We start from the raw sequence: 24,656 nt of genomic DNA on the forward strand, positions 1-24,656 counted from the left end.
TCAATTTCCGTTTGGGGACGTCCGATCAGGCTGTTCGGAGGTCCCGTCCTGAGGGTCTGCTGGCTCCGTCGCGACGGCGGCCAGCAGGTCCTCCATCCGCCGGGCGTCCGACGGGCTCTGCATGGCGTACAGGTCCCGGGCGCGGGCGAAGCAGTCGCGCGCCACGGGGAGGTCCGCGTGCTCCACGGCGCTCCTCGCGAGCATCTCCAGCGTGCGGGCCTGCCAGGGCGTGGCCCCGGCCGCCTCGAACACCGCCAGCGCCCGTCCGAGTTCGGCCGCCCCGGCCGCGTAGGCGCCCTCGACGGCACGGGCCCGCCCGTGGAAGGCGAGCGCACGGGCCGCGTCATAGGGATCGTCCACGGCCAGCAGCGTGGCGTGGGCCCGCTCGAAGTACTCCGCGGCACGCCGTCCGTCCCACTCGGTGGCCGCGCTCTCCAGCGCCATCTCGCCCAGCACGATGCGCGACAGGGCCGCCCCCCGCGGATAGCCGACGGCCTCCCAGGTGGCGATGGCCCGGTCCAGGAACGCCCCGGCCTCGCGGAACCGGCCCGCCTGCCGGTGCGCCGAGCCGATGCCGTGCAGCGCCTGGCCCTCGTCCCGGGCGTCCCCGGCCTCCTGGGCGGCCTGAAGCGACCAGGTGAACCAGGTGATGGCGTCGTCGGTACGGCCCGCGACGCCGAAGCCGATGGCCCCGGAGTTGAGCATCTGGCGCTCGGCGGCCCGGTCCCCGCTGCGCCGGGCGGCGCCCAGCCCGATCTCGTGCGCCTCCAGCCACAGGTCGTGGTAGCGCAGCCGGTGGAACAGCGGCCAGAGGGCGTCGACGAGCTGCCAGGCCGTGTCGTCCCAACCGGCCTCGTACGCACCGCGCACCGCCGCGAGCAGGTCACGGCGGTGCGTCTCCAGCCAGGTCAGCGCGCCGGCCCCGTCGGTGAACGGGAAGGGCAGGTCCTCCGGGGGGAAGGCGTAGGTCCGGCGCAGCGTCAACTGGATCGGGGATAAGTGCCGTTGCGCCTGGGTGGCGGTCGCCAGGTACCAGTCGCAGGCGCGTCTGCGCACCTCGGCGCGGGCCTCCGGCCGCTCTGTGGACCGTCCCTGTTCCTCCGCGTGCAGGCGGACCAGGTCGTGGAAGCGGTAGCTGTCGGGGCCGACGTCCTCGATGAGGTTGGCCTCGACCAGCACGTCGAGCAGCCGCTCGGCCTCCCCGAGCGGGACCGCGCAGGCAGCGGCGGCGGTGCGGGCGTCCAGCCCGCGGGCGGGCAGCAGGGCGAGCCGGCGGTAGAGCCGTGCCGCTTCGGGGGCCAGCACCGCGTACGACTCGTCGAGCGCGTGGTTCACGGAGGACTCTCCTTCTATCGCCAGTGCGGCCAGCCGGCCCTGTCGGGTGAGCGCTTCCACCAACGAGCGCACCGGCTGGCGGGGCCGGGACGCCAGGCGGGCGGAGGCCAGGCACAGGGCCAACGGGAGCCCGCCGCAGAGCGCGATCAGTTGGCGGGTCTCGGTCGCCTCGCTGCGCACCCGGTCCGCGCCGACCCCCCGGGAGAGCACCTCTTCGGCCGCGGCCGGGTCGAGCAGCCCGAGCTGGTGGTAGAGCGCCCCGTCCGCCCGTAGTCCGGTGAGGCGGTGTCTGCTCGTCACCGCGATCAGACCGTGGTGGCCGCCGGGCAGCAGGGGACGGACCTGGGCGGCGGAGAAGACGTTGTCCAGCATCACCGAGACCTTCAGGCCGACGGTGACCGAGCGCCAGAGCGCGGTCTGCTCCCCCAGCTCCGCCGGGACCGGGCCGACGCCCAGTGCGCGCAGGAATTGGCCGAGTATTTCGGACGGCGTGGCGGGGCCGTCCGGGGCGTGGCCCCGGAGGTCCGCGTACAGCTGGCCGTCGGGGAAGCGCTCCGCGGTGGTCCGCAGCCAGCGGGACACCAGCGCGGTCTTGCCGATCCCGGCCGGCCCGGACACCACGATCAGCGGTACCGCGTCGTCCGGGCGACGCGCGAAGAGCCCATCGAGCGCCGCCAGATCGCGCTTGCGGTCGGTGAAGTGCGGGGAGACCGGCAGGAGTTGCCGGGGAACGGGCAGCCGGGGCAGCGCGCCGGCCGTGCTGCGGGCGTGGAAGTGGACGCCGCCGTGGATCTCCCCCGCCTGCACGCTGGAGCCCGCTATCCTCGCCGAGCCCCCTATGGCGTTGCCGCCCTGTATGGCGTGCCCTTCCTGCTGCATCCGCGCCCCCCGTCCCGGTACGTCATGGATCGGGTCAGCATTCCCCGCGGACGTCGGCCGGAGTCCCCCACGGGTGCCGCCCCCGCCACCAACCGCGCTATTCGGCCAAGCCTTGGACCGGGTGGCTGGTTGCCCCGCCGGCAGCCGAGCGGCCCCGCTGCCGTCCATCCGGGAAGCGGCGGGGCCGATGAGGAGGCTGTTGATCGGTGGATCAGCAGGGCTTGGGCGGGTGGGCCAGGGACATGAAGTGTCCCGACCAGACGAAGAGGTTTCCGCCGAGGTCCTGGATCGAGTACCAGAGGTTCCCCGAGGGCCCCTTCACCGTGCAGAAGACCTGAACCTCTTCGCCCGCCCGCACATAGCCCACCCTGCGGGAAGAGTCGGTGGGCTTGGTGTAGATGGGAGCCGTCTCCAGCGCCGTCATCGGGGTGAGGGACAGGCTGGAGGCCGAGGTGGCAGCCGCATGGCCATCCGCATGGGCCACCGGCGACAGTACTGCCGCCAGCGCGAGCCCCGCTCCCGCTACCGCCGCTCTCCGCGCGAACTTGCTCATGGGCACTCTCTCTCCATCCGAAACGGTCGTCGGTCCGTACACAGGGAGCCTTCACGGGCCGGACGTTCCCCCTGGCGCCGTTGATCACCTGCGTCCTCCACTCTGCCGGGCGCCCTCGGCGGAGTCGTTAGCCATGAGTCCACACCTACTTGGTGATGCGTTCACTCGCCTTCCAGCCGTCCTGACGGCGACCTCACCGTCGTGGGATCACACTGGCCGAGGGCGAGGGCGCAGGTGGGCGAGCAGGTGGGCGATGCCGCTGGGGCTCGGTCGACCACCCGACGCCGGCAGGAGCGAGGCCCTAGGGGGAGGGGGAACGGATCCCGTAGGGGGTGGGCGGGCCCCCTGCGGGGCCACAACGGGGCGGGGCCGGGCGGGTATTCCCGTGGCGCGCCGCCCGAGGGACCGCGGCCGATACGAGCCCCGCGCCGCCAAAAAGGCCTTCTGGTCTCCGTCATGAGCGAGTGCCATGCTCACTACATACAGATGGTGCGCCGTTCAGGGGGAGGCGCTGATGGAGATCTACGTACTCGGCCCCATTTGTCTCGGTACCCAGGACCGCAGAGCCGCGCTCGGCTCCGACAAGGAACGCTGCGTGCTGGCCTCGCTCGCGCTGTCGGCGGGCCGTCCCGTGGCCCTCCAGACCCTCATCGACCGGCTGTGGGACGACGGCCCGCCGGGCAAGGCGCGGCAGTCCGTGCACACCTACGTCTCACGGGTGCGCAAGGCCCTGCGCACGGCCGCCGCGGACGGCGCACCGGTGATCACCCAGCATGCGCACACCTACACCCTGGCCATCGCACCGGACCGGGTCGACTGGCACCGCTTCAAGAAGCTGACCACCCAGGCGCGGACCGCGACCGACGAGGGGAACGACGACGCCGCGGTCGCCCTGCTCCACCAAGCCGAGGCGCTGTGGGACGAGGAGGCGCTGGCGGGGCTGCCCGGCCTGTGGCCGGAGCGGATCCGGGCCCGGCTGGCCGAGGAGCGGCTGGGCGCCGCCACCTCGCGGATCGCGGCGGAGCTCCGGCTGCGGCGGTTCCACGGCGCGGTCGGCCCGCTGTCGTCGCTGATCGCCCAACACCCGCACGACGAGCTGCTGTTGGAGTACCTGATGCTGGCCTACTACGGATGCGGCCGGCACGCCGACGCGCTGCGGGTCTACCAGGAGGCGCGCCGTCGGCTGCGCGAGGAGCTCGGCGCCGACCCGAGCGACCAGCTGACCCGGGTCCACCAGCAGATCCTGCGCCGGGCGTCGCTGGCGGAGCTGGTGCCGTACCCGGCGAACCCGCGCCCCGCGCCGGTACCGGAGCCGGCCGCGCGCCCCTCGGGCCACCGTCACGACGCGGCCCCGGTGCCCGCCGCACCGCGCAACCTGCCCCGGCACACCGCGCTGGTCGGCCGCCGGGCGGAGATGCGCAGGCTGTGCGCCGCGGTCGGCGGCGACGGCCCGGGCGGCGGCCCGGCCCCCGCGGTGATCGCCCTGGAGGCGATCTCCGGGATGGCCGGGGTGGGCAAGACGGCGATGGCGGTCGGCGCCGCGGACCGCCTCGGCGAGCGCTTCCCCGACGGGCAGCTCTACCTGGATCTGCGCGCGCACGCCGGCGTCCAGGACCCGTTGGACGCCGGGGCCGCGCTGTCGACGCTGCTCCGCCAGCTGGGGGTGGCGCCCGGCGACGTCCCCGGCGAGGTCGAGGAGCGCACCGCGCTGTGGCGCACCCTGCTCGCGCAGAAGCGGGCGGTGGTGATCCTGGACGATGCCGCCGGCACCGACCAGGTGCGGCCGCTGCTGCCCGACAGCGGCTCGCCGTCGCTCGTCATCATCACCAGCCGCCGCCACCTGGCCGGCCTGCCCGGCGCCCACTGGGTGGCGCTGGACGTGCTGCCCCCGGATGACGCGACCACGCTGTTCCGGAAGTTCGCCGGCGAGGAGCGCACCCGTGACGCCACCGCGGTCGACCACATCGTCCAGCTGTGCGGCTATTTGCCGTTGGCCCTGGAAATCGCCGCCAATCGATTCAATGCCCGGCCGGCCTGGACCCTCGCCACGCTCCGCGAACGGCTTTCCCGCGGGCCGGGCCGGCTGGGCGAATTGCACGACGGATACAAGGAGGTGGCGCGCGCATTCGAGATGTCGTACCAGACGCTGACCGCCACCCAGCAGAGCGTCTTCCGGTACCTCGCGCTCCACCTGGGCGCCGAGTTCGGACCGTATGCGGCGGCCGCGCTGGTGAACCGTCCGGTGGCGGAGACCGAGCGGCTGCTGGAAACGCTGCTGCACTGCCATCTGCTCCAGGAACCCAGTCCGCACCGTTATCGCTTCCACGACCTCCTGGGGGAGTTCGCGCGGGCGCTGGCGTTCTCGGAGGACAGCGAGGAGGAGCGCGACCGCGCCCTGGGCCGGCTGGTGGACTTCTACCTCGACGCCGCGGACGCCGCCGACGCCCTGCTCTACCCCCGCCGCCTCCGGTTGCCGCGGCGGCATCCCGGCGCCGGCACGCCGCTGCCCTCCTTGCGGCACGCGGACGACGCCAAGGAGTGGTTCACGGCGGAGCGCTCGAACCTGCTCACCGCGGAGCGCCATGCCCGCACCCACGGGCCGTCCGACCGGGCCGCGCTGCTGAGCCACGCCCTGGCAGGCTTCCTGGACGCCGAGTGCCACTGGACGGACACCGACCGGATGCAGCGCCACGCCGTCGCGTACTGGGAGCGGGCGGGCGACCGGCACGCGCGGTGCCTGGCCCTGCTCGACCTGGGCGCGACGCACGCCAACACCTCGCGCTACCCCCAGGCCGAGGAGGCCACCCGCCGGGCGCTCGACCTGGCGCGGGCAGTGGACGCCCCGGACGCCCAGGTCGAGGCGCTGCGCACCCTGGGGATCCTCCAGTGGCACCTCGGACGGAACCACGAGGCGCTCGCCCTGCACCGGGAGACGCTGCGGATCCAGCGCCGCTCGGGCGACGCCTGGGCCCGGGCCCGCTGCGAGAACAACATCGCCATTTCGTTGAGCCTGCTCGGCGAGCACCAGGAGGCCCTGGAGTATTTCACCGGCGCCATGCAGAACTTCCGCCTCGCCGGCGATGAAAGGAACGCCGCGAAATGCATAAACAACGTAGGTAATTTGCATATGCGCATGGGGCATGTCGAAACTGCCAAGCGCTCGTACGAAGAGGCCCTCACGCTCGCCACGTCACTCGGCAGCCTCGCCGACCAGGTCACCGCACAGGCAAATCTGGCCGGAATTTTCACCGCATCACCGGACCCGCACGACATCAGGTCCGGACTGGATATGTACCAGGAATGCCTCTTCGCTTTCCGCCGGCTCGGCGACCGCCGGAACGAGGCCAACGCACTGATCGAGATCGGCGCCGCGCACCACCGCCTCGGCCACTACGCGGAGGCCGCCGGGCACCACGGCAAGGCCCTGGAGCTGGCCCGCGGCATCGGTGCCGCACACGAAGAGGCGCAGGCCCTGCACCGACTCGGCGCGGCGGAGGCGGCCCTGGGGGACCTCGGCCCGGCCGCCGGGCACATCGAGATGTCCCTCGCCCTCGCGGACCGAATCCAGGCGCTGGACCAGAAGGCCCGGGCGATGGACACGCTGGCCGACGTACGCCAGCGGGAGGGGCGGTGTGACGCGGCCCGAGAATTGTGGGAATATGCCTTTGGCATATTCCAAACGATGGACACCGCAGAGGCTTCCCGGATCGCCCTGAGGCTCGCCTCCCTCTCCGCCACGGATACGGCCGGAGAGCCGCACCACCAGCACCCCTGAGGCGAATTGCAACATATCCGCACTTTGCGGTAGTTAATGCTGCGCTCGCTTTGCCTTACGCGCTTCCCTCATGGTCAACTACTCCTCCTCCCGTCCCTTTCACCTGCGCTTTTTGGGGAAGAAGTTGAGCATGTACCCGAGGGGTGCCAAGGCAGCAGCGGCAGCCGTCACCGCGGGCACCGTGGCATTCATGGCCCTGCACGCCCTCTCCGCGACACCCCTGGCAGCGGATCGGCCCGATGCCGTCGCACGGCTGACGCCGTCGGCAGCGACCACCAGGATCACCGCGGGCACCATCTACATCCCGACCTTCCGCCGCGCCGGCTGACGCCCCGGGGCCCGCCGCCGACCGGATGGTCCCGGTCCGCTTCCGCTCTCCTCGCTCTCTCTGCCGCACCGCTCTGACCAGGCACGATAGGCCGTTCGACGGTAATGACAACGGTCACCGATGCAGCCTTTGGATCTTTTGCCGAAGTGCGGTTTGCTTCGCTGCGAGGAGCCAGGAAGGAGCGCGCCCATGACCGAGCACGCCCACAGCCACGGACACGGCCACAGCCATGCGCACGGGGTCGCACCGGACGCCGACCGGCGCTGGTTGCGCGCCGCGCTCGCCCTGCTCACCACGTACATGATCGTCGAGGTCGGCATCGGCGTGGTGGCACGGTCGCTGGCACTGATCTCGGACGCCGCCCATATGCTCACCGACGCGGTCTCCATCGTGCTGGCGCTGGTCGCCATGCGGCTGGCCGCGCGGCCGGCCCGCGGCGGCTACACCTACGGGCTCAAGCGCGCCGAGATCCTCTCCGCGCAGGCCAACGGCATCACCCTGCTGCTGCTGTCGGTCTGGCTGGCGTACGAGGCGGTGCAGCGACTGATCTCACCGCCGGCGGTGACCGGCGGGCTGGTGCTGATCACCGCGCTGTCCGGCATCGTGGTGAACCTGATCTGCACCTGGCTGCTGTCCAAGGCCAACCGCTCCAGCCTGAACGTCGAGGGGGCCTACCAGCACATCCTCACCGACCTGTTCGGGTTCGTCGCCACCGCCATCTCCGGGCTGGTCGTGCTGACGACCGGCTTCGCGCAGGCCGACGCGATCGCCACACTGGTGGTCGTCGCCCTGATGCTGCGGGCCGGCACCGGGCTGGTGCGGGAGTCCGGGCGGATCTTCATGGAGGCCGCACCGGCCGGCGTCGACCCGGACGCGCTGGGCGACCACCTGGTCTCCGAGGACGAGGTCGTCGAGGTGCACGACCTGCACATCTGGCAGATCACCTCCGGGCAACCGGCGCTCTCCGCGCACATCCTGGTGGCCCCGGGCGGCGACTGCCACAAGGTCCGCCGCGGCCTCCAGGAGCTGCTGAGCCAGGAGTACGGGATCACCCACGCCACCCTCCAGGTCGACCACGTGGGCGAACAGGGCGCCGCGGACGAGGTGCTGACGCTGGGGCCACGGCCCGAGGCCGGCGCGGCGGAGCCCGCCGGAGAGCACTGCGCGGACGCGCACGGACCGGTGCACCGGCCGGGGCCGCACGAGCACTGAGAGCCCGCTCCCTCCCCTCACTCGGGTGAACCCGGCCCGGGAGCGGCGCCGACTGCCGACCTTGGCGGGGCCCATGATGCTCGGATGACGGTATGAGAACCGCCGCTGTCTGCGCGCTGCTGTGCGCCGCCACGCTCACCGGACCGCCCGCCGCCGCGTCCACCCGCAAGGAACCGCCCGCCGTCTCGGTGACGGTCGCGGTCACCGGCGGCACCGACGACGCCGAGGAGGGCAGACGGCTCGACTACCGCGTCACGGTGCACAACCTGGGGTCCGACGCCGTCCGCGGGGCCCGCATCGAACAGCGGATGCCGGCCACCACCACCTCGTCGACCGCGCCCGGCGGCCTCGTCCAGGGCCGCGGGACGGGGCAGCAGAAGGTCACCTGGCACGCCGACCTGCCCGCCCACGACATCCGGGTCTTCACCGCCACCGCCGTGCTCGGCGCCCGCCACACCCCGGCCACCGCCGCACCCGGCACCCTGCGCGCCGCCGCCACGGTCTGCGTCTACGTGGACCGGTCCTACGCCCCGGCGGCCTGCTCGGGCGATGTCGACGACCTCCCGGAGACCGGTACGGCGGGCGCGGCCGGCGGCGGCTGGACGGGGTGGGCGGCGGCCGCCGCGGCCGCGGCGCTGCTGGGGCCCGGGGCGGTGCGGGCGGTGCGGCGGCTCCGGGCGGCACGAGGGGGCTGAGGTGATGTCGGCGAGGGGCCTGGCCGGCGGGGTGCTGCTCCTGGTGGGTGCGCTGCTGCTCCCACTGGGGCTGGCAGCCAGCTGGGCGCGGACCGAGCTGACCGAGACCGACCGCTATGTCGCGACGGTCGCGCCGCTGGCCGACAACGCCGCCGTCCAGGAAGCCGTCATCGACGACGTGACCGACGGGGTGATGGCGCACATCCGGCTCGACGGTCTGCTGAAGCGCCTGGTCAAGGCCGTGCCACAGGCCGAACGCCCGGCCGTGCGCAAGCGCTTCACCCGCGGTGTCCGCGCGTTCGTGGCCAAGCAGGCGCGGCAGGTCGTCACCGACCGCGGTTTCCCCGACATGTGGAACGGTGTGCACCGGACCGCCCACCGGACCCTGGACGGCACCCTGACCGCCACCGGTGACGCCCCGGTCACCCTCGACCTCACACCGGTCCTGGAACGGGTCCGGCGCCAGCTGTCGCAGAGCGGTATGGGCATCGGCGTGGACCTCGTCCGCCGGGTGCCGCGGTCCGGTGTGGAGGTGGTCCTGCTGAAGGCCCCCGACGTGCCGCGGATCCGCGCCGTCTACGACGCGGCACGCCACGGCGCGCTGCTCCTGCCCCCGGCCACCGCGCTGTGCCTGGGGGCCGGCCTGATGCTGACCCGGCGCCGTCGGCGGGCCCTGATCTGTACCGGGGCGGGCTGTGCGGCGGCCGCCGCCCTGCTCGCGGTGGCACTCGCCCTCGTCCGCGGCCGCACCCTGGACGCGCTGCCGCCCATGGTCCCCCGCCCGGCCGCGGACGCATACGCCGATGCGCTCACGGAGCCGCTGCGGACGGGCGTCTGGCTGGTGGTGGCCGCCGGCACGGTGACGGCGCTGCTCGCCGCGGCGGGTCCACCGGCCGTCCGGGCCGTGCGGCACAGGGCGGGGAAGCAGGAACAGGGGAAGGGGGAACAGGGAAAGGGGGAACGCCGCCCCAGGTGGCGTCCGAACGGCCGGGGCGGCGGCCCGGCGTCACTGGGAGCAGCGCAGGACGCCCGGGTCGACGACGACGGAGAGGTCGGCTAGGCACGACGGGGCGGAACCGGTCGTCGGTCCCCCCACCGCGTCGAGCAAGGTGCGGCTCCCGTTGTCGGCGGAGGCGAGGGTGGCGCCGCCCAGGACGGCTGCGCCGGCCAGGGCCACGGCTGCGGCGAGGGTGCGGACGTGCATGGTGCTCTCCCATCGGAGGGGGACCGGTACTCCTCGATCGCACCCCGCCCGCCCGCACCCCGCACGTCCGCCTACTGCATCCGGAGCTGATCCGTTGCTCCGGCGCACCGTCAGGCGTGAGGCCACACAGGCAATATGACGCTACGTCAGAGCGCCAGGACGGTCTTGCCCTGGGCCCGGCCGGTGCGGCTGGCCGCCAGGGCGTCCGGGGCCTCCTCCAGGGGGACCTCGCGGCCCACCAGGACGGTCAGCCGGCCCGCGTCGAGATGGCCGGCCAGGATCTCCAGGAGCTGGGGGGAGGGCCGGTTGACGAAGTTGAAGCCGCGCAGGTTGCGTTCGGTGAGGTCGTCGGCGTCGGCCGAGCCGATGAGGGAGACCGCGGTGCCGCCGTCGCTCACGGTGCGGGTCAGCTCGGCGAACTCGGCGGGGCCGCTGATCATGTCGATCAGTACGTCCACCCCGTCCGGATGGAGCGCCAGGACCTGGTCGGCGAGCGGGCCCGCGGTGTGGTCAACGGTCTCGGACGCGCCCAGATTGCGCATCAGCTCCGCCATGGCCGGGCGTGCGGTGGCGACCACCTCGGCACCGCGGCCGGCCGCCAGCTGGGTGGCGAAGGTGCCGACGCCGCCGGTCGCGCCGACGATCAGCACCCGCTTGCCCTCCCCGATCCGGGTCTCCTCGACCAGGTTGTAGGCGGTCATACCGGCGGTCGGCACCGCGGCGGAGGTCGCGTAGGTGACGCTGCGGGCGGCGTGCGCGATCCGGGCCTCGTCGGTCACGGCGAGTTCGCAGTACGAGCCGCCGCCCTGCTCGGGGCGCTGGAACTGGCCGAACACCGAGTCGCCGACGGTGAACCGCCGTACGCCGGAGCCGACCGCGAGCACCTCGCCCGCCCCGTCCGTCCCCATGACGAGGGGGAAGGAGGCCTTGACGGCGTCACCGAACGCGCCGTCGGCGAGCTTCCAGTCGACCGGGTTGAGCCCGGCGGCGGCCAGCCGCACCAGCACCTCACCCGGCCCTGGCTCGGGCTGCGGCAGCTCCATGAGCTGCGGTTGTCCGCCGAATGCGGTGACTGCTACGGCTCTCATCGTGGCGCTCCCTTCCACCTCCGACCGGTGGCCTGGTGGATCGTAAGCACGCCTGCCGGGCCGGATGCGGCAGGAGGAGAGGCGGAGCCGCGGAAGCAACTCGTACGGCCCCCCGGGGCGGGGCCGCCCGGAGGGGTGCGCTGCGCCCACTGCCTCCGGTTTGCCCGACCCGGCTGGCGCTTCCGGCTCCAGCGTGGTGAATTCCCTGGTCCGGGCGTCGCGGCGAAGGACGTTTGCCTCGAAGGAAGATGCCGCTCGGGTACACATGACCCCATGCGCGTTCTGGTGGTGGAGGACGAGGAGCCCCTCGCGGAGAGGATCGGCGCGGGTCTGCGCCGCGATGCGATCGCGGCGGACCTCGCCCACGACGGCCGCGAGGCGCTGGCCAGGCTGCGGCTCGGCGCGTACGACGTCCTCGTCCTGGACCGCGATCTGCCCGGGCTGGACGGTGACGAGTTCTGCCGGCACGTGGTCGAACAGGGCCTGCCGACCCGGGTGCTGATGCTCACCGCCTCCGGCACGGTCCACGACCGGGTGGCGGGTCCGGGGCCGGGCGCCGACGACTACCTCACCAAGCCGTTCGCGTACGAGGAACTGCTCGCCCGGGTCCTGGCGCTGGGCCGGCGGGCCCGTCCCGCCCTGCCGCCGGTCATCGAGCGGGCCGGCGTCACCGTCGACACCGCGCGCCGGCGGGCGGACCGCGACGGCCGGCCACTGGCCCTGTCGCACAAGGAGTTCGGGGTACTGGAGGTGCTGCTGCGCGCCCAGGGCGCGGTGGTCAGCGGCGACGACCTGATCGAGGAGGTCTGGGAGGAGCACACCAGCTACCGCACCAACGCGGTGCGCGTCACGCTCAGCAAGCTGCGCGCCAAGCTCGGGGACCCACCGGTGATCGAGACCGTGCCGGGCGCGGGATACCGGATGTCCGACGGGTCGGACCGGGGACCGCTGTCGGGCGCGACCGGCCCCGCATGAGGGCCGGCGAGGCTCCCCGCGGCCGGCCCACAACCGCCGCCGCACCCAATTGCCCGCATGACGGGACCGGTCACGGGCCGCGGGATTCAATGGCCCAATGATCCGGTTCGAGTCCGTCACCAAGCGCTACCCCGACGGCACCACCGCCGTCGACGACCTCTCCTTCGAGGTCGGCGAGGGGGAACTGGTGACCCTCGTCGGGCCGTCCGGCTGTGGCAAGACGACGACCATGATGATGGTCAACCGCCTCATCGACCCCACACAGGGCCGGATCCTCGTCGACGGTGCGGACATCGCCGGCGTCGACCCGGTCCGGCTGCGCCGCCGGATCGGCTACGTCATCCAGCAGACCGGCCTCTTCCCGCACCGCACCGTCCTCGACAACACCGCCACCGTCCCCGTGCTCACCGGCTGGAAGAAGGCGAAGGCCCGCGAGCGGGCCGCCGAACTCCTCGACCTGGTCGGCCTGGACCCGGCCGTCTACGGCGCGCGCTACCCCGAGCAGCTCTCCGGCGGCCAGCGGCAGCGGGTCGGGGTGGCCCGGGCGCTCGCCGCCGACCCGCCGGTGCTGCTGATGGACGAACCGTTCGGGGCCGTCGACCCGGTCGTCCGCGACCGGCTACAGAAGGAGTTCCTCCGGTTGCAGGCCACCATGCACAAGACGGTGCTGCTGGTCACCCATGACATCGAGGAGGCCATCCGGCTCGGCGACCGGATCGCGGTGTACGGGGCGGGAAGGATCGAGCAGTACGACACCCCGGCGACCGTCCTCGGCGCCCCGGCCACTCCCTACGTCGCCGAATTCGTGGGCACCGACCGGGCGTTGAAGCAGCTCTCGGTCACCAGCATCGACCGCGACGACCTCGAACGCCCGCCGTTCGCCCGGCTGGGCGAGCCCGCCGCGGAGGCGGTGGTGCGGCTGCGGGCCGAGGGCGCCCGCTGGGCGGTGGTGCTCGACGAGGACGGCGAACTGCACGGCTGGGTGGGCACGCAGGAGCTCACCGGGGTCGGCGGGACGGTCGCCCGGCACGCCCGCCGGATGGAGGCCTGGGTACCGGTCACCGGCACCCTCAAGGCCGCCTTCAGCGAGATGCTCAAGCACGACGCCGGTTGGATCGCGGTCCTGGACGGCCAACGCTTCCTGGGCGTCCTCACCCCGACCACGCTCCACGAGGCGCTGCGCCGCACGATCGGCGCGGACGAGCGGGGGGTGCCGCGGGAGCGGGCGATGGTGGATTCGGTACCCACCGAGTGAGGACACCCGCCGAGGGAGGGCACAGACCGAGGGAGGGCACAGGCGCGCGACAGCCGGCCGCGCGGACGGGTGGCTGTTTCACGTGAAACAGCCACCCGTCCGGCTCACCCCTTCGGCAACAGTCCCTTGGACACCAGGTAGGTGCGCGCCACATCCGCCGGGAGCCGCCGCCAGCTGTCCACCTGCTCGTTGAGGTGGGCCAGGTCCGCGGTGGTCAGGACCGTGTTGAGGCGGTTGAGGGCGGCGGCCGGCCGCGCACCGCCCGCACGGGCGCGGTTGACGACGGGGACGACGTAGTCGGCGTTCTGAAGCTTCTTGTCGTCGGCCAGCAGCACCAGTCCGAAGCGGTCGAGGGTGGCATCGGTGCTCGTGGTCAGCACCATCTGGTCCTGCCCGTTCTGCACGGCCTGTTTGGCGGGGGTGGTGCCGACGCCCTTGGGGTCGATAGCGGTGATGGTGATCCCGTACCTCTTCTTCAACCCCGGGGCACAGAACGGTCGTTGGACGCACTCGTCGCCCGCCGCGAGCCGCACCGGGAGTTTCGCCCGGCCCAGGTCGCTGAGGGTCCTGAGCCGGTGCTCACGGGCGTAGGCGGCGCTGACCGCGAAGGCGTTCTGGTCGACGGCCCGGCCGGCGGTGAGCACCGTCAGCCCCCGGGCCGTGGCCAGCCGGCGCAGGACGGCCATGGTCGGGTCGAGGTCGGGGGAGGCGACCGGGGCCGCCCTGGAGCCCTTGTTCTTGGCGTTGAGCCAGTCCGCGAAGGTGGCCGCGTATTCGGGGACGACATCGATCTGCCCCGCCTCCAGCGCGGGTTCGTACAGCTCGCGGTTGCCGACGGTCAGGACACGGGTCCGGTAGCCGGCGTGGGCGAGCAGCGCCGCGTACATCTGGGCGAGCAACTCGCTCTCGGTGAAGCCGGCCGAGCCGATGGCGAGCTCGTGGCTGTCCCCGGGCGAGGCGGTGATCGCAGAACGGGTCTCCAGGGAGGGGCCGGTGGAGCAGCCGGCGAGCGCCAGCGCCGCGAGGGCCCCGACGGCCGCGCGGGCCGTGGCCCGGGCCGTCACCGGGCCCGCCCCCGTGCCCACCGCGGCGCACGCCGCTCCACGAGTTCGAAGGCGGCCTCCATCAGCAGGGCGAACACCGCGACCAGCACCGCCCCGGCCACCACCTGCGGCGTGCTGGCCAGGTTGAAGCCCGCGGTGATGATCCGGCCGAGCCCGCCGCCGCCCACCAGTGCGGCGAGCGTCGCGGTGGCCACGAGCTGCACGGCGGCGATCCGGACGCCGGTCAGCACGAGCGGGAGGGCGAGCGGCACTTCGACCCGCCACACCAGCTGCACGCCGGTCATCCCCATGCCCCGCGCGGCCCGCACCACGTTCTGGTCCACCTCGCGCATCCCGACGTAGGCGTTGGTCAGCAGCGGCGGGACGGCGAACAGCACCAGCGCGATGATCGTCGGCCACTGCTCGTACCGTCCGAGGGGCGTGAGCAGCAGCAGGACCAGGACGGCGAAGGTCGGCACCGCACGTCCGACGTTGGCGAGGTTGACCGCCAACGCCCCGCCGCGCCCCAGATGACCGAGGGTCAGCGCGATCGGCAGCGCGATCAGGGCGCTGATGACCAGACAGACGACGGTGAGGACGAGGTGCTGTTCCAGGCGGTGCCAGACGCCGTTCTCGCCGGACCAGTTGGCGCCGGTGGTCAGCCAGGTCCAGACGGCCGGGAGGGTGTTCATGTCCGCCGCCCGGCGGCGACCGCCGGGCGCTTCGGCCCCGCGGTGGCCCGGCGCCGCCTGCGCACCGTCCGGCTCACCCGCCGCCAGGGCGTGAGCAGCCGCTCCGCGCCGAGCAGCAGCAGGTCGAAGACGACCGCGATGAGCACGCACAACACCGACGCGGTGAGCACCTGCGCCTTGAAGAGCGAGTTCATGCCGGAGTAGATGAGGTTGCCCAGGCCGCCGTACCCGACGATCGCCCCGACGGTGGTGAGCGCGACCGCGGAGACCGTGGCGATCCGCAGCCCGGCCATCGCGGCGGGCACCGCCAGCGGCAGTTCGACGGTGAGCAGTTGGCGCGTCGGCCCGTACCCCATACCGCGGGCGGCCTCCTTGGCCTCGGCGGGCACACCGTTCAGTCCCGCCAGGATGTTCCGCACCAGCAGGGTGAGCGAGTAGAGCGCGAGGCCCACCACGACCAGGGTGGCGGACAGCCCGTAGACCGGTAGCAGCAGCGAGAACATCGCCAGCGACGGGATGGTGTAGACGACCGTGGTGATCCCGAGCACCGGCCCGACCGCCCAGCGCCGGCGGCGGGCCAGCAGCGCCAGCGGGACCGCGATCACCAGCCCCAGCGCCACCGAGACCACCGTGAGCTGGATGTGCTGGGCGACCGCGTCGAGCAGGATCTGCCGGCGGGTCGTCAGGTAGTCGCCGCAGATCCATTCGTTGCGGGCCAGGCAGTCGTCCGGCGGCGGTGCGGTCACGGGCGGTCCGGTCACGGTACGAGTCCACCCCGACGGGCGCGCGGGTGTCGCGTCCACGGCGTCCAATCGGGTCCGCCGCCGAGGCCCCCCGGGACCGCCGTCCACACCCCCGAAAGAGCCGTCCACGCCCTTCGGGACTGGCCCTTCCCCACGTAGACACCTCGTCTATACACGCCGTGAATACACTCAGTGTATAGTCCCGTGTCCGTAGCCACCGCCCCGCACCCCGAAAGGGACCCGCATGCCGAAGCAGAAGTCCGCGGCCCGCAGCACGTCCATAGCCGGGCTGCTGACGGCCACCTCCCTGGTCCTCGCCCTCAGCGGCTGCGCCACCTACGACGTCACCGCCCCGGCCGACGCCCGTGCCGACGCGACGGCGGCCACGGACACCAAGAACGGTGCCGACGCCGCCCAGGGGGGCACCGCGAACGGAAGGACCGGGAAGGCGAACGGCGCGCACGCCGACTCCTCCGACGTCGACTGCCGCAAGGCCAAGTGCGTCGCGCTCACCTTCGACGCGGGCCCCAGCGAGAACACCGACCGCCTGCTGGACATCCTCAAGAAGGAGAAGGTGCACGCGACCTTCTTCATGCTCGGCAAGAACCACGTGGTGAAGCGCCCCGCCGAGGTGAAGCGGATCGACGCCGAGGGCCATGAACTGGCCAACCACACCTGGTCGCACCAGATCCTGACCGACATCGAGCCCGCCGAGGTCAGGCGGGAGCTGTCCCGCGTCCAGGACGCGATCCGCAGGATCACCGGCAAGACGCCGACGCTGATGCGCCCGCCGCAGGGCCGGACCGACGGAGAGGTCTCCGAGATCAGCAAGGAGCTCGGCCTGGCGCAGGTCCTGTGGAGCGTGACCGCCAAGGACTACCAGACCAATGACTCGGCCCTGATCACCAAGCGGGTGCTCGAACAGACCGAGCGCGACGGCATCATCCTGCTGCACGACATCTACAAGGGCACCGTGCCGGCCGTCCCCGGCATCCTCAAGGAGCTGAAGAAGCGCGGCTACACGATCGTCACGGTCTCCCAGTTGCTCTCCCCCGCGAAGCCGGAACCGGGGATGGTCTACCGACCGTGAGGACGGCGCCGGCACCGGCACCGGCCCGCTCTCGGCCCCGGCCGTCGATCCCGGCCCTCGGACCCGGCCCGGCCGGATCCGGCCCGCCCTGGGACACCGGCAGCCGGACATACGTGAGCCCGGCCCATGGGGAGGATGGACCGGGCTCACGGCCAGGGGTTCATGGCCAAAGGTTCAAGACCAGGGTTCACGGCCAGGGATTCACGGGCGGCTCAGCCCCGGGGGCGCTCCGCCTCCACCCGCTGCCGGTCGGACGTCGCCGGCGCCTTGCTCGGACCGGACACCGTGCCCTGCGCACCGCCCTGCCCGGGCTTGGCCGGTGCCTTGCGCGCCGGCGGAACGGCCTCGGTGTCCTGCGGGAACGTCAGCTGCTGGCTCTGCCACTCCAGGGCCGGTACGACCTCACGACGCCAGGTCGCGAACTGGTGGCTGCCCTGCGGCAGGATGATCGAGTCGACCCGCATCGGCGACTTCGCCGCGTGGATGAACTGCATCGTGGCGCCGTAATCCGCCTCGCCCTTGCGGCTGCTGGCCACCAGCGCGGAGATCTGCGGCGCGGGCAGGTGCTTCATCCGCCACAGCAGGTCGTGCTCGCGCTCCCGCTGGGCACCCTCCGGACCGGCGCCGAAGAGGCTGCCGGTGGTCAGGTCGTCCTTGATCGCGTAGTCACCGGAGAGCGAGACCGCCGAGGTGTACGCCGTGGGGTTGCGCATCGCCAGCTGGAGCGAGCACGTACCACCGGACGAGTACCCGAACGCGCCCCAGGCGCTGGGGTCATGGCCCACCCGGTAGGCCGACTTCATGGCGTCCGGCAGGTCCTTGGTGAAGAACGTCTCGGCCTGCGGCCCGCCCGGCACGTCCACGCACTCGGTGTCCCGCGGCGGTGCGATCGTCGGCCGCACCATCACGATCACGGTCGGCTGCATCTTCCCCTGCGCGATCAGCCGCCCGGCGTTCTGCGGCACTTGCAGGTGCTGCGCGAGGTTCATGATGCCGCCGGGGTAGCCGCTGATGACGACCATGACCGGGAAGCGCTGACGGCGGAACTGCTGCTGGAAGTACTGCGGCGGCAGATAGACGAAGCCCGGGTTGATGGCCCGGGTGCGCCGCCCGATGATCCGTACGGACTCGACCTTGCCCACCTTGTTGGCGGGGCCCTTGGGCAGACCGGTCACCCGGTCGAGCCCCTGGGGACCGGCCGGCTGGATCAGCCCGCCCTTCATGTTGCCGACCGCGGCGTACTCGCCCCCGCCCTGGCTCACGGACACCGGCGCCTTGTCGTTGTTGCCCAGCAGCTCGTCCCAGTTGCCGTAGAACTCGAAGTTCGTGTTCACGGCCAGGGCGAGCGCGCACACGATCGACAGCTGGGTGACGACAATCGCGCCCAGCCTGCCCAACACGGGACGGACCCCGCTCTTCGACAACCGGGGCCAGAGCCACACCGTGGCAGCCACGCAGGCCACTGCCAGCACGATCACCGTGAATTCGAGCGACTGACTGGTCAGCCCCATGCGCCCACATCTCCCGTCACCCTCAGAAGGGTTCTTGCCTTCTCATCGGCCGCCTAAGGCACAACGGGCGGCTCAGGACAATGGTCACCGGAGAAGACGGGCACACCTGCCCATCGGATACCTGAACGACCCAGTTCTTACTTACCTCTTGCCACTTCGTTTCCGGGGCGTGATGTGAGGACGGGACGGATGCGCGGCCGCACCTGCCACCCGCCCGCCCGTCCCGGCCAGGTCCGTCCCGCTATGTGACCACCCACCACATGAACAAGGGATGAAACAGCTGACGAGGTCCGGTGGCGACGCCCCCTGCGCCCCGGCCCGCGCAGACCGTCAACGGGCGCGGCGCGGCCCCCCGTACCACCCCCGTACGCAGGACCGATGCCCCTTGGCCGAACCACCGGCCCACTGGCCGAAACCCCCTCCCCCGAGACACCGCCCGGATAGCCCAGCACACGAGGCGCGGGGTCCCACGATGGGGCCGGTGCCGGCCGCTACGCTTACGTATCCGTCCTGGTCAGGGACATGTCCGCGTTTCACGGACAAACGCCGCACCCACCACACGCAAGAGAGGTTCGCCGATGGGCATTCGGAGTCTGCTGCGCAACGCTTTCGGTCGCTCCAAGGCGACCCGTGAAGGGACCGGTGCGGCCCCGAGCGGCGCCGACAAGCCGGAGTCCGCGACCATCCCCGAGGCCCGCGAGGAGTCCACCCCGATCCCCGCCCCGGAAGCCGAAGTCCCGGCCGCCCGCACCTCTGACGACCACGCCGCGGCCACCGGCCCCGCCCCGACGACCGCCTCGCTGCCGGCGCAGAGCAGCCCCGTGGACCGCGGCGAGCCGTCCGTTCCGGCCGAGCCCGCCGGGAAGGACGCCGCGGACGCGGGCGTGAACGCCGACGCCGACGTGGACGTGAACGCCGACGTGGACGTGAACGCCGACGTGGACGTGAACGCCGACGTGGACGTGAACGCCGACGTGGACGAGGACGAGGCCAAGGGCCGGGCCGAGACCGAGGCCGAGATCAAGGGCCAGGCGGCCGACCGGGATCAGGCGGACGCCAAGGACTCGGCGGAGGACGAGGCGAGCACCGTCTCCGACCTCGTCAGCCAGGCCTTCGACAACCCGACCCCGGCATCCGCGACGTCCACCGAGGCGGAGGCCGAGGCCACGACCGAACCGGAGTCGGAGGCACAGACGGAGGCGGAGGCGAAGCCCGAGGCTGCCACGGCCGAGCCGGAGACGGCGGAGGCCACGGCCGAGCCGACGGAGGCCGAGGCGGCGGAGGCCGAACCGACCAAGTCCGAGGCGAAGCCCGAGACGACTCAGCCTGAGCCGGCGGAGCCGAAGGCGGAGGAGCCGGAGCCGAAGGCGGAGGCCCAGGCAGAGGCCCAGGCAGAGGCCCAGGCAGAGGCCCAGCCCGAGCCCCAGCCCGCGGCCGAGAGCGAGCCGGAGCCGGAGGCCACCACGGAGCCGGAGGCCACGACCGAGCCGGAAGCCACGACGGAGCCGGCGCCCGAGGCCCAGTCCGAAGCCCAGCCCGAGCCTCAGCCCGAAGCCCCCACCCAGCCCACCACCGCCGACACCCCGGCCACCCCGGCCACCGACACCGCCCTCCCCGCCGTCGCGCCCGCCCTCCTCAGCCTCTACAAGTCCGCCGGCGCCACCCTGGACAAGCACGGCCTCGGCTCCCAGCGCGCCGCCGTCTACCTCGTCCTCGACCGCTCCGGCTCGATGCGGAACTACTACAAGGACGGCACGGTCCAGCACCTCGCCGAGCAGGCCCTCGGCCTCGCCGCCCACTTCGACGACGACGCCACCGTCCCGGTCGTCTTCTTCTCCACCGACGTCGACGGCACCGCCGACATCGACCTCACCAACTACGAGGGCCGCATCGAGGAGTTGCACTCCGGCCTCGGCCACATGGGCCGCACCAACTACCACTGGGCCATCAACGCCGTGGTCGAGCACTACAAGAAGTCCGGCTCCACCGCCCCCGCCTTCGTCATCTTCCAGACCGACGGTGCGCCGACCTCCAAGCCGGCCGCCGAGAAGGCCCTGTGCGAGGCGGCCGAACTCCCCGTCTTCTGGCAGTTCATCGGCTTCGGCGACCCGGAGGCCAAGGGCTTCGACTTCCTCCGCAAGCTCGACGACCTGGGCGTCCCGGAGAAGCGCGTCGTGGACAACGCCGGCTTCTTCCACGCCGGCCGCGACCCGCGCAGCCTCTCCCACGACGAGCTCTACCAGCAGCTGATGGTCGAGTTCCCCGAGTGGCTCACCGAGGCCCGCACCGCCGGCGTCCTCAAGGACGCCTGACCCGCCGCGCCACCGCGCGAAGAGCACCACCCACCCGAAGAGCAGCACCCACCCGAAGAGCAGCACCCCACCGGCCGCGGCCGGGCCCCCGGCCCCCGCGGCCGGTGCCGTTTGCCGCGCCGGCCGCATCGCCACCGCCACGACGCCCGCCCCCCCACGGCCACGGCGCCCCCGGCGCGTCCCCTCCCCGGAAGATCGACGTCCCCCGCACGCCGAGACGATCACGGCCCCGAAAAAGCCCGCGCCGGCACCCCCAACCGGTCCAGTACGATATTGACGTTCCGTAAAGCAAATCCTCACTCACCGTAGCGACTTGGGAGCAGCCGGCAATGGCTCGACACCTCATCACCAGCGCCCTTCCGTATATCAACGGGATCAAGCACCTGGGCAACATGGTGGGGTCCATGCTCCCGGCGGACGTCTACTCCCGGTATCTGCGGCAGCGCGGGCACGACGTGCTCTACATCTGCGCGACGGACGAGCACGGGACGCCGGCCGAGCTGGCGGCGAAGGACGCGGGGCAGTCGGTCGCCGCGTTCTGCGCCGAGCAGCACGACAAGCAGAAGGCGATCTACGAGGGCTTCGGACTTGAGTTCGACTACTTCGGTCGGAGTTCGTCGCCGGAGAACGTGGAGCTGACCCAGCACTTCGCGCGCAAGCTGCACGAGAACGGGTTCATCGAGGAGCGCGCCATCCGGCAGGTCTTCTCGGTCACGGACGACCGCTTCCTGCCCGACCGCTACATCGTCGGCACCTGCCCGCACTGCGGCTACGACAAGGCGCGCGGCGACCAGTGCGAGAACTGCACCCGGGTGCTGGACCCGACCGACCTGATCGATGCGCGGTCGGCGATCAGCGGCAGCGGTGATCTCGAGGTGCGCGAGACCAAGCACCTCTTCCTGCTCCAGTCGAAGCTCCAGCACGAGGTCGAGGGCTGGCTCGAAGGCAACGGGAGCAAGGAGTGGCCGACGCTGGCCTCGTCCATTGCCCACAAGTGGCTGACGGAGGGGCTCCAGGACCGGGCGATCACCCGTGACCTGGACTGGGGCGTTCCGGTGCCGGCCGATGTGTGGCCGGAGCTGGCGGCCGAGGGCAAGGTCTTCTACGTGTGGTTCGACGCGCCGATCGAGTACATCGGGGCGACGAAGGAGTGGGCCGACGTCGACCCGGAGAACCGCGACTGGAAGTCGTGGTGGTACGAGTCCGTCGACGTCCGCTATACGGAGTTCATGGCCAAGGACAATGTGCCGTTCCACTCCGTGATGTTCCCGGCGACGCAGCTGGGGACCCGCGAGCCCTGGAAGAAGGTCGACTTCCTCAAGGCCTTCAACTGGCTGAACTACTACGGCGGCAAGTTCTCCACGTCGCAGCGCCGGGGCGTCTTCACGGACGCGGCGCTGGAGCTGCTGCCGGCCGACTACTGGCGCTACTTCCTGATGGCGCACGCGCCGGAGTCCGACGACACCTCCTTCACCTGGGAGCTGTTCGCGTCCTCGGTCAACAAGGACCTGGCGGACACCCTCGGCAACTTCGTCAACCGGGTGCTGTCGTTCTCGCGGAAGCGGTTCGGCGACGAGGTGCCGGCGGGCGCCGAGGCCGGCGCCGCGGAGCAGAAGCTGGGCGAGGAGATCGCCGGGCTGCTGGCCGAGTACGAGGGCCACATGGAGACGCTCCAGTTCCGCAAGGCGTCAGCCGCGCTGCGCGCCCTGTGGAGCGCGGGCAACTCCTACCTGGAGGAGAAGGCCCCGTGGCTGGAGATCAAGACCGACAAGGACGCGGCGGCGCTGACGCTGCGCACGGCGATGAACCTGATCCACCTGTACGCGGTGGTCTCCGAGCCGTTCATCCCGGCGTCCGCGAAGGCCATGCGGAGCGCGTTCGCGCTGGAGAACGACACCGCCGTGTGGGTCTCGCAGGACGAGGCGAAGGCGCTGGCCGCGGTGCCGGCCGGGACGCCTTTCACGGTGCCGCCGGTGCTCTTCGCCAAGATCACGGAGGAGGACCTGGAGTCCTACCGTGAGCGGTTCGGCGGCACGGAGGAGTAAGCCGGCCCCCCGATACGTCCATGCGCCCGCCCGGTCCTCGGTGACCGGGCGGGCGCATGTGCAACGGCGCGGGTACGCCTGCGCTCAGGGGCGGGCCGCCGGCGACACATAGGCGCTCAGTGGCTTCAGACCCGGCGTCGCCGGGAGGACGACCGGGCGCCAGCCGCGGGCGTAGTGGGGCGGTGCGCTGCGGGCGCGCAGGACGACGGCGGTGGGGCGGCGCGCGCCCAGCCGGGTCAGCCCGGCCGCGGTGGTGCTGGCGTCATGGCCCTTCGGCTGCCGGGACGCGCAACGGATCTGGTACGCGATCCGCACCGCCTCCTCACCGCTCACCACACAGGGCGGCCGTACGCCGGCGTCGCGCAGGGTGGTGGCGATCCGGTCGATGTCCTGCTGGGCGCGGACGGTCCCGCGCTGCATCTTGTTCACGATCGCCAGTTGCATCGCCTCGTGGCCCAGCAGCGCGACGACCAGCGCGGCCACCGCCCAACTGTGGCGGCGGCGTGGCAGGAGGGTGAGCCAGTGCAGGAACCAGGCGGCGGGCATCAGCAGCAGGGCGTAGGCCGGCAGCAGGAAGCGCGGGGCGGCGTACTCCACCAGCAGCAGATAGGGGGCGGCGAGGCAGAGGCCGGTCACGGCGGGAAGGGTGACGGCGGCGGCCGGCCCGTAGCGGTGGCGGGGGCCGATGGGGTCCCCGAGGCGCGGCGTGGGCCACTGCGGGCCGTAGCGGTGCAGTCTGCCGTCGGGACCGACGACGATCGGCCGGACCGGCTCCAGGCCGAGCGTGCCCAGCCGTACGGGTTCCAGCCCCCGCCCACGACGTACGCCGCCGGGCCCACGGGTGCGGGCCGCCGCCCAGACCGCGCCGATGACCACCAGGGGCAGTGCGAACCACCATGCCGCCGTCACCGGATACTCCCAGGACAGGTTGCAGGGGCGGCAGAGCGTCTTGCCCTGGAGCGCCCTGGCGTGGTCGCCGAAGGACGGATGCCAGCCCAGACCGCCCTGGATCTCCGCGGCCTGCCGCAGCCGGGTGAGCAGCCCGTCGTAGGACAGGAAGGCCTCCACGACCCACTCGGCGCACCCGAGGAGCAGCCCGGCCGGCAGAGCCAGCAGCACGGTGGAGCGCCGCCACGTCGGCACGCACAGCGCCGCCACGAAGAGCGGTACGGACAGCCAGACGGCGTCGATGGGGCGCATCAGGCCGGCGACGGCCACCGCGGCGGCGAGGCCGGCCGCCGCGCCACGACCGGCACGGGGAGCCAGCTGGGCCGACGGCTGCCGTACGGCCAGCAGGAAGCAGCCGGTGGCGACGAGCGCGGCGTAGCCGACCCACAGGTTGGGCATCGCCTGCGGACCGTAGAAGAGCGTGATCCACAGACCGGCGAAGAGCACACCGCCCAGGGCCGGCACGGGGGCGGGCAGCAGGCGCCGCCAGACGCACAGGGAGAGGAGGAATCCGGCACCGGAGAGCACCGCGAGGTAGCAGTGCAGGGCGACGGCCGAGGTCGTCAGGGCGGCGAGCGGGGCGAGGAGGAGGGTGACCCCGCGGGCGCGCGGGGCGCTGAAGTACGCGGCCGGCGCATGGGGGTCGACCTGGCTGACGTACACCGTCTCGTCCCACCCCAGGCCCGGTGTGGCAAGGGCGAGGTAGACCTGGGCGGCGGTGAAGACGGCGGCCAGAGCGATGAGCCATCGCAGGTCACGGACCGGTGCGGGGGGCTTCGTACGGATCCGTGCGTCCAGGCCGGACCTGGCGGGGAGGAGGCTGGCTTGCTGCATGGGCACCACAGTGCGTGCGCCGCTCGATCACGGCCACACGTGTGGTGCGGTTGGAGCAGTCGACCGCACGCGCCGGGGGCGGTGGGTCGCATACGCCGGGGGGCGGTGTTTCACGTGAAACAGTTTCACGTGAAAAAAA

General features: G+C 72.4%; 19 protein-coding genes. 10 read left to right on the forward strand and 9 right to left on the reverse strand.

All coding sequences use genetic code 11. The features are described 5' to 3' along the window. Together AB0C96_RS22125 and AB0C96_RS22130 are read right to left on the reverse strand one after the other, a co-directional pair. Window positions 1–2,214, reverse strand: coding sequence for an ATP-binding protein (locus AB0C96_RS22125; RefSeq protein ID WP_362919393.1), 2,214 nt, complete (start codon window positions 2,212–2,214; stop codon window positions 1–3). A gap of 211 nt (window positions 2,215–2,425) precedes the next feature. Continuing rightward, window positions 2,426–2,767 carry an SH3 domain-containing protein gene (locus AB0C96_RS22130; RefSeq protein WP_362919394.1) on the reverse strand — a complete coding sequence of 114 codons (342 nt, stop codon included), beginning with the start codon at window positions 2,765–2,767 and terminating at the stop codon, window positions 2,426–2,428. A gap of 514 nt (window positions 2,768–3,281) precedes the next feature. Here AB0C96_RS22130 and AB0C96_RS22135 point away from each other — a divergent pair. The 5 genes from AB0C96_RS22135 (at window position 3,282) to AB0C96_RS22155 (ending at window position 9,837) form a co-directional block, all read left to right on the forward strand. Beyond that, window positions 3,282–6,542, forward strand: coding sequence for a BTAD domain-containing putative transcriptional regulator (locus AB0C96_RS22135; RefSeq protein WP_362919395.1), 3,261 nt, complete (start codon window positions 3,282–3,284; stop codon window positions 6,540–6,542). Between the two features lie 130 nt (window positions 6,543–6,672). Next, the gene (locus AB0C96_RS22140) at window positions 6,673–6,870 is read left to right on the forward strand and encodes a hypothetical protein (RefSeq protein ID WP_362919396.1); all 198 of its coding nucleotides are present in this window, start codon (window positions 6,673–6,675) and stop codon (window positions 6,868–6,870) included. 189 nt (window positions 6,871–7,059) lie between these two features. Then, window positions 7,060–8,082, forward strand: a complete 1,023-nt coding sequence (locus tag AB0C96_RS22145; protein ID WP_362919397.1) for a cation diffusion facilitator family transporter — start codon at window positions 7,060–7,062, stop codon at window positions 8,080–8,082. A 92-nt stretch (window positions 8,083–8,174) separates the two neighbouring features. Next, complete coding sequence (locus tag AB0C96_RS22150) at window positions 8,175–8,777, forward strand: hypothetical protein (RefSeq protein ID WP_362919398.1); 603 nt, start codon at window positions 8,175–8,177, stop codon at window positions 8,775–8,777. Window positions 8,778–8,781: 4 nt separating this feature from the next. Beyond that, window positions 8,782–9,837, forward strand: a complete 1,056-nt coding sequence (locus AB0C96_RS22155) for a hypothetical protein (protein ID WP_362919399.1) — start codon at window positions 8,782–8,784, stop codon at window positions 9,835–9,837. Here the strand turns inward: AB0C96_RS22155 and AB0C96_RS22160 are convergent. Both AB0C96_RS22160 and AB0C96_RS22165 read right to left on the reverse strand, forming a co-directional pair. Beyond that, window positions 9,784–9,981, reverse strand: coding sequence for a hypothetical protein (locus tag AB0C96_RS22160; protein ID WP_362919400.1), 198 nt, complete (start codon window positions 9,979–9,981; stop codon window positions 9,784–9,786). The genes AB0C96_RS22155 and AB0C96_RS22160 overlap by 54 nt on opposite strands. A 146-nt stretch (window positions 9,982–10,127) precedes the next feature. Further along, complete coding sequence (locus AB0C96_RS22165) at window positions 10,128–11,069, reverse strand: NADP-dependent oxidoreductase (RefSeq protein WP_362919401.1); 942 nt, start codon at window positions 11,067–11,069, stop codon at window positions 10,128–10,130. A 273-nt stretch (window positions 11,070–11,342) separates the two neighbouring features. On the opposite strand from AB0C96_RS22165, the gene AB0C96_RS22170 reads away from it, so the two are divergent. Next, window positions 11,343–12,044, forward strand: a complete 702-nt coding sequence (locus tag AB0C96_RS22170) for a response regulator transcription factor (protein ID WP_362919402.1) — start codon at window positions 11,343–11,345, stop codon at window positions 12,042–12,044. A 97-nt stretch (window positions 12,045–12,141) separates the two neighbouring features. Then, the gene (locus AB0C96_RS22175) at window positions 12,142–13,299 is read left to right on the forward strand and encodes a betaine/proline/choline family ABC transporter ATP-binding protein (RefSeq protein ID WP_362919403.1); all 1,158 of its coding nucleotides are present in this window, start codon (window positions 12,142–12,144) and stop codon (window positions 13,297–13,299) included. 104 nt (window positions 13,300–13,403) lie between these two features. Here AB0C96_RS22175 and AB0C96_RS22180 read toward each other — a convergent pair whose 3' ends face one another. Genes AB0C96_RS22180 through AB0C96_RS22190 form a run of 3 tightly spaced genes read right to left on the reverse strand, consistent with a single transcriptional unit; the run spans window position 13,404 to window position 15,780 of the window. Continuing rightward, the gene (locus AB0C96_RS22180; protein ID WP_362919404.1) at window positions 13,404–14,363 is read right to left on the reverse strand and encodes an ABC transporter substrate-binding protein; all 960 of its coding nucleotides are present in this window, start codon (window positions 14,361–14,363) and stop codon (window positions 13,404–13,406) included. Next, window positions 14,360–15,034 (reverse strand): ABC transporter permease subunit, encoded by a 675-nt coding sequence (locus AB0C96_RS22185; protein WP_362919405.1) that lies wholly within the window; start codon window positions 15,032–15,034, stop codon window positions 14,360–14,362. Before AB0C96_RS22185 ends, AB0C96_RS22180 begins: the two co-directional genes overlap by 4 nt. Continuing rightward, window positions 15,031–15,780, reverse strand: coding sequence for an ABC transporter permease (locus AB0C96_RS22190; protein WP_362919419.1), 750 nt, complete (start codon window positions 15,778–15,780; stop codon window positions 15,031–15,033). The genes AB0C96_RS22185 and AB0C96_RS22190 overlap by 4 nt, the downstream gene beginning before the upstream one ends. Before the next feature lie 241 nt (window positions 15,781–16,021). On the opposite strand from AB0C96_RS22190, the gene AB0C96_RS22195 reads away from it, so the two are divergent. Further along, the gene (locus AB0C96_RS22195; RefSeq protein WP_362919406.1) at window positions 16,022–16,867 is read left to right on the forward strand and encodes a polysaccharide deacetylase family protein; all 846 of its coding nucleotides are present in this window, start codon (window positions 16,022–16,024) and stop codon (window positions 16,865–16,867) included. 212 nt (window positions 16,868–17,079) lie between these two features. Here AB0C96_RS22195 and AB0C96_RS22200 read toward each other — a convergent pair whose 3' ends face one another. After that, entirely contained in the window at window positions 17,080–18,378 is a 1,299-nt protein-coding gene (locus AB0C96_RS22200; RefSeq protein WP_362919407.1) for an alpha/beta hydrolase-fold protein, read from the reverse strand. A 578-nt stretch (window positions 18,379–18,956) separates the two neighbouring features. Between AB0C96_RS22200 and AB0C96_RS22205 the strand changes: the two genes are divergently transcribed. Beyond that, window positions 18,957–20,690 (forward strand): VWA domain-containing protein, encoded by a 1,734-nt coding sequence (locus AB0C96_RS22205; RefSeq protein WP_362919408.1) that lies wholly within the window; start codon window positions 18,957–18,959, stop codon window positions 20,688–20,690. A gap of 329 nt (window positions 20,691–21,019) precedes the next feature. Next, window positions 21,020–22,735, forward strand: coding sequence for a methionine--tRNA ligase (gene metG / locus AB0C96_RS22210; protein ID WP_362919409.1), 1,716 nt, complete (start codon window positions 21,020–21,022; stop codon window positions 22,733–22,735). An 84-nt stretch (window positions 22,736–22,819) separates the two neighbouring features. On the opposite strand, the gene AB0C96_RS22215 is transcribed toward metG, so the two are convergent. Then, window positions 22,820–24,517, reverse strand: a complete 1,698-nt coding sequence (locus AB0C96_RS22215) for a hypothetical protein (protein ID WP_362919410.1) — start codon at window positions 24,515–24,517, stop codon at window positions 22,820–22,822. Window positions 24,518–24,656 lie beyond the last annotated feature (139 nt).

Source organism: Streptomyces sp. NPDC048506 (assembly GCF_040651315.1).
GTDB lineage: Bacteria > Actinomycetota > Actinomycetes > Streptomycetales > Streptomycetaceae > Streptomyces.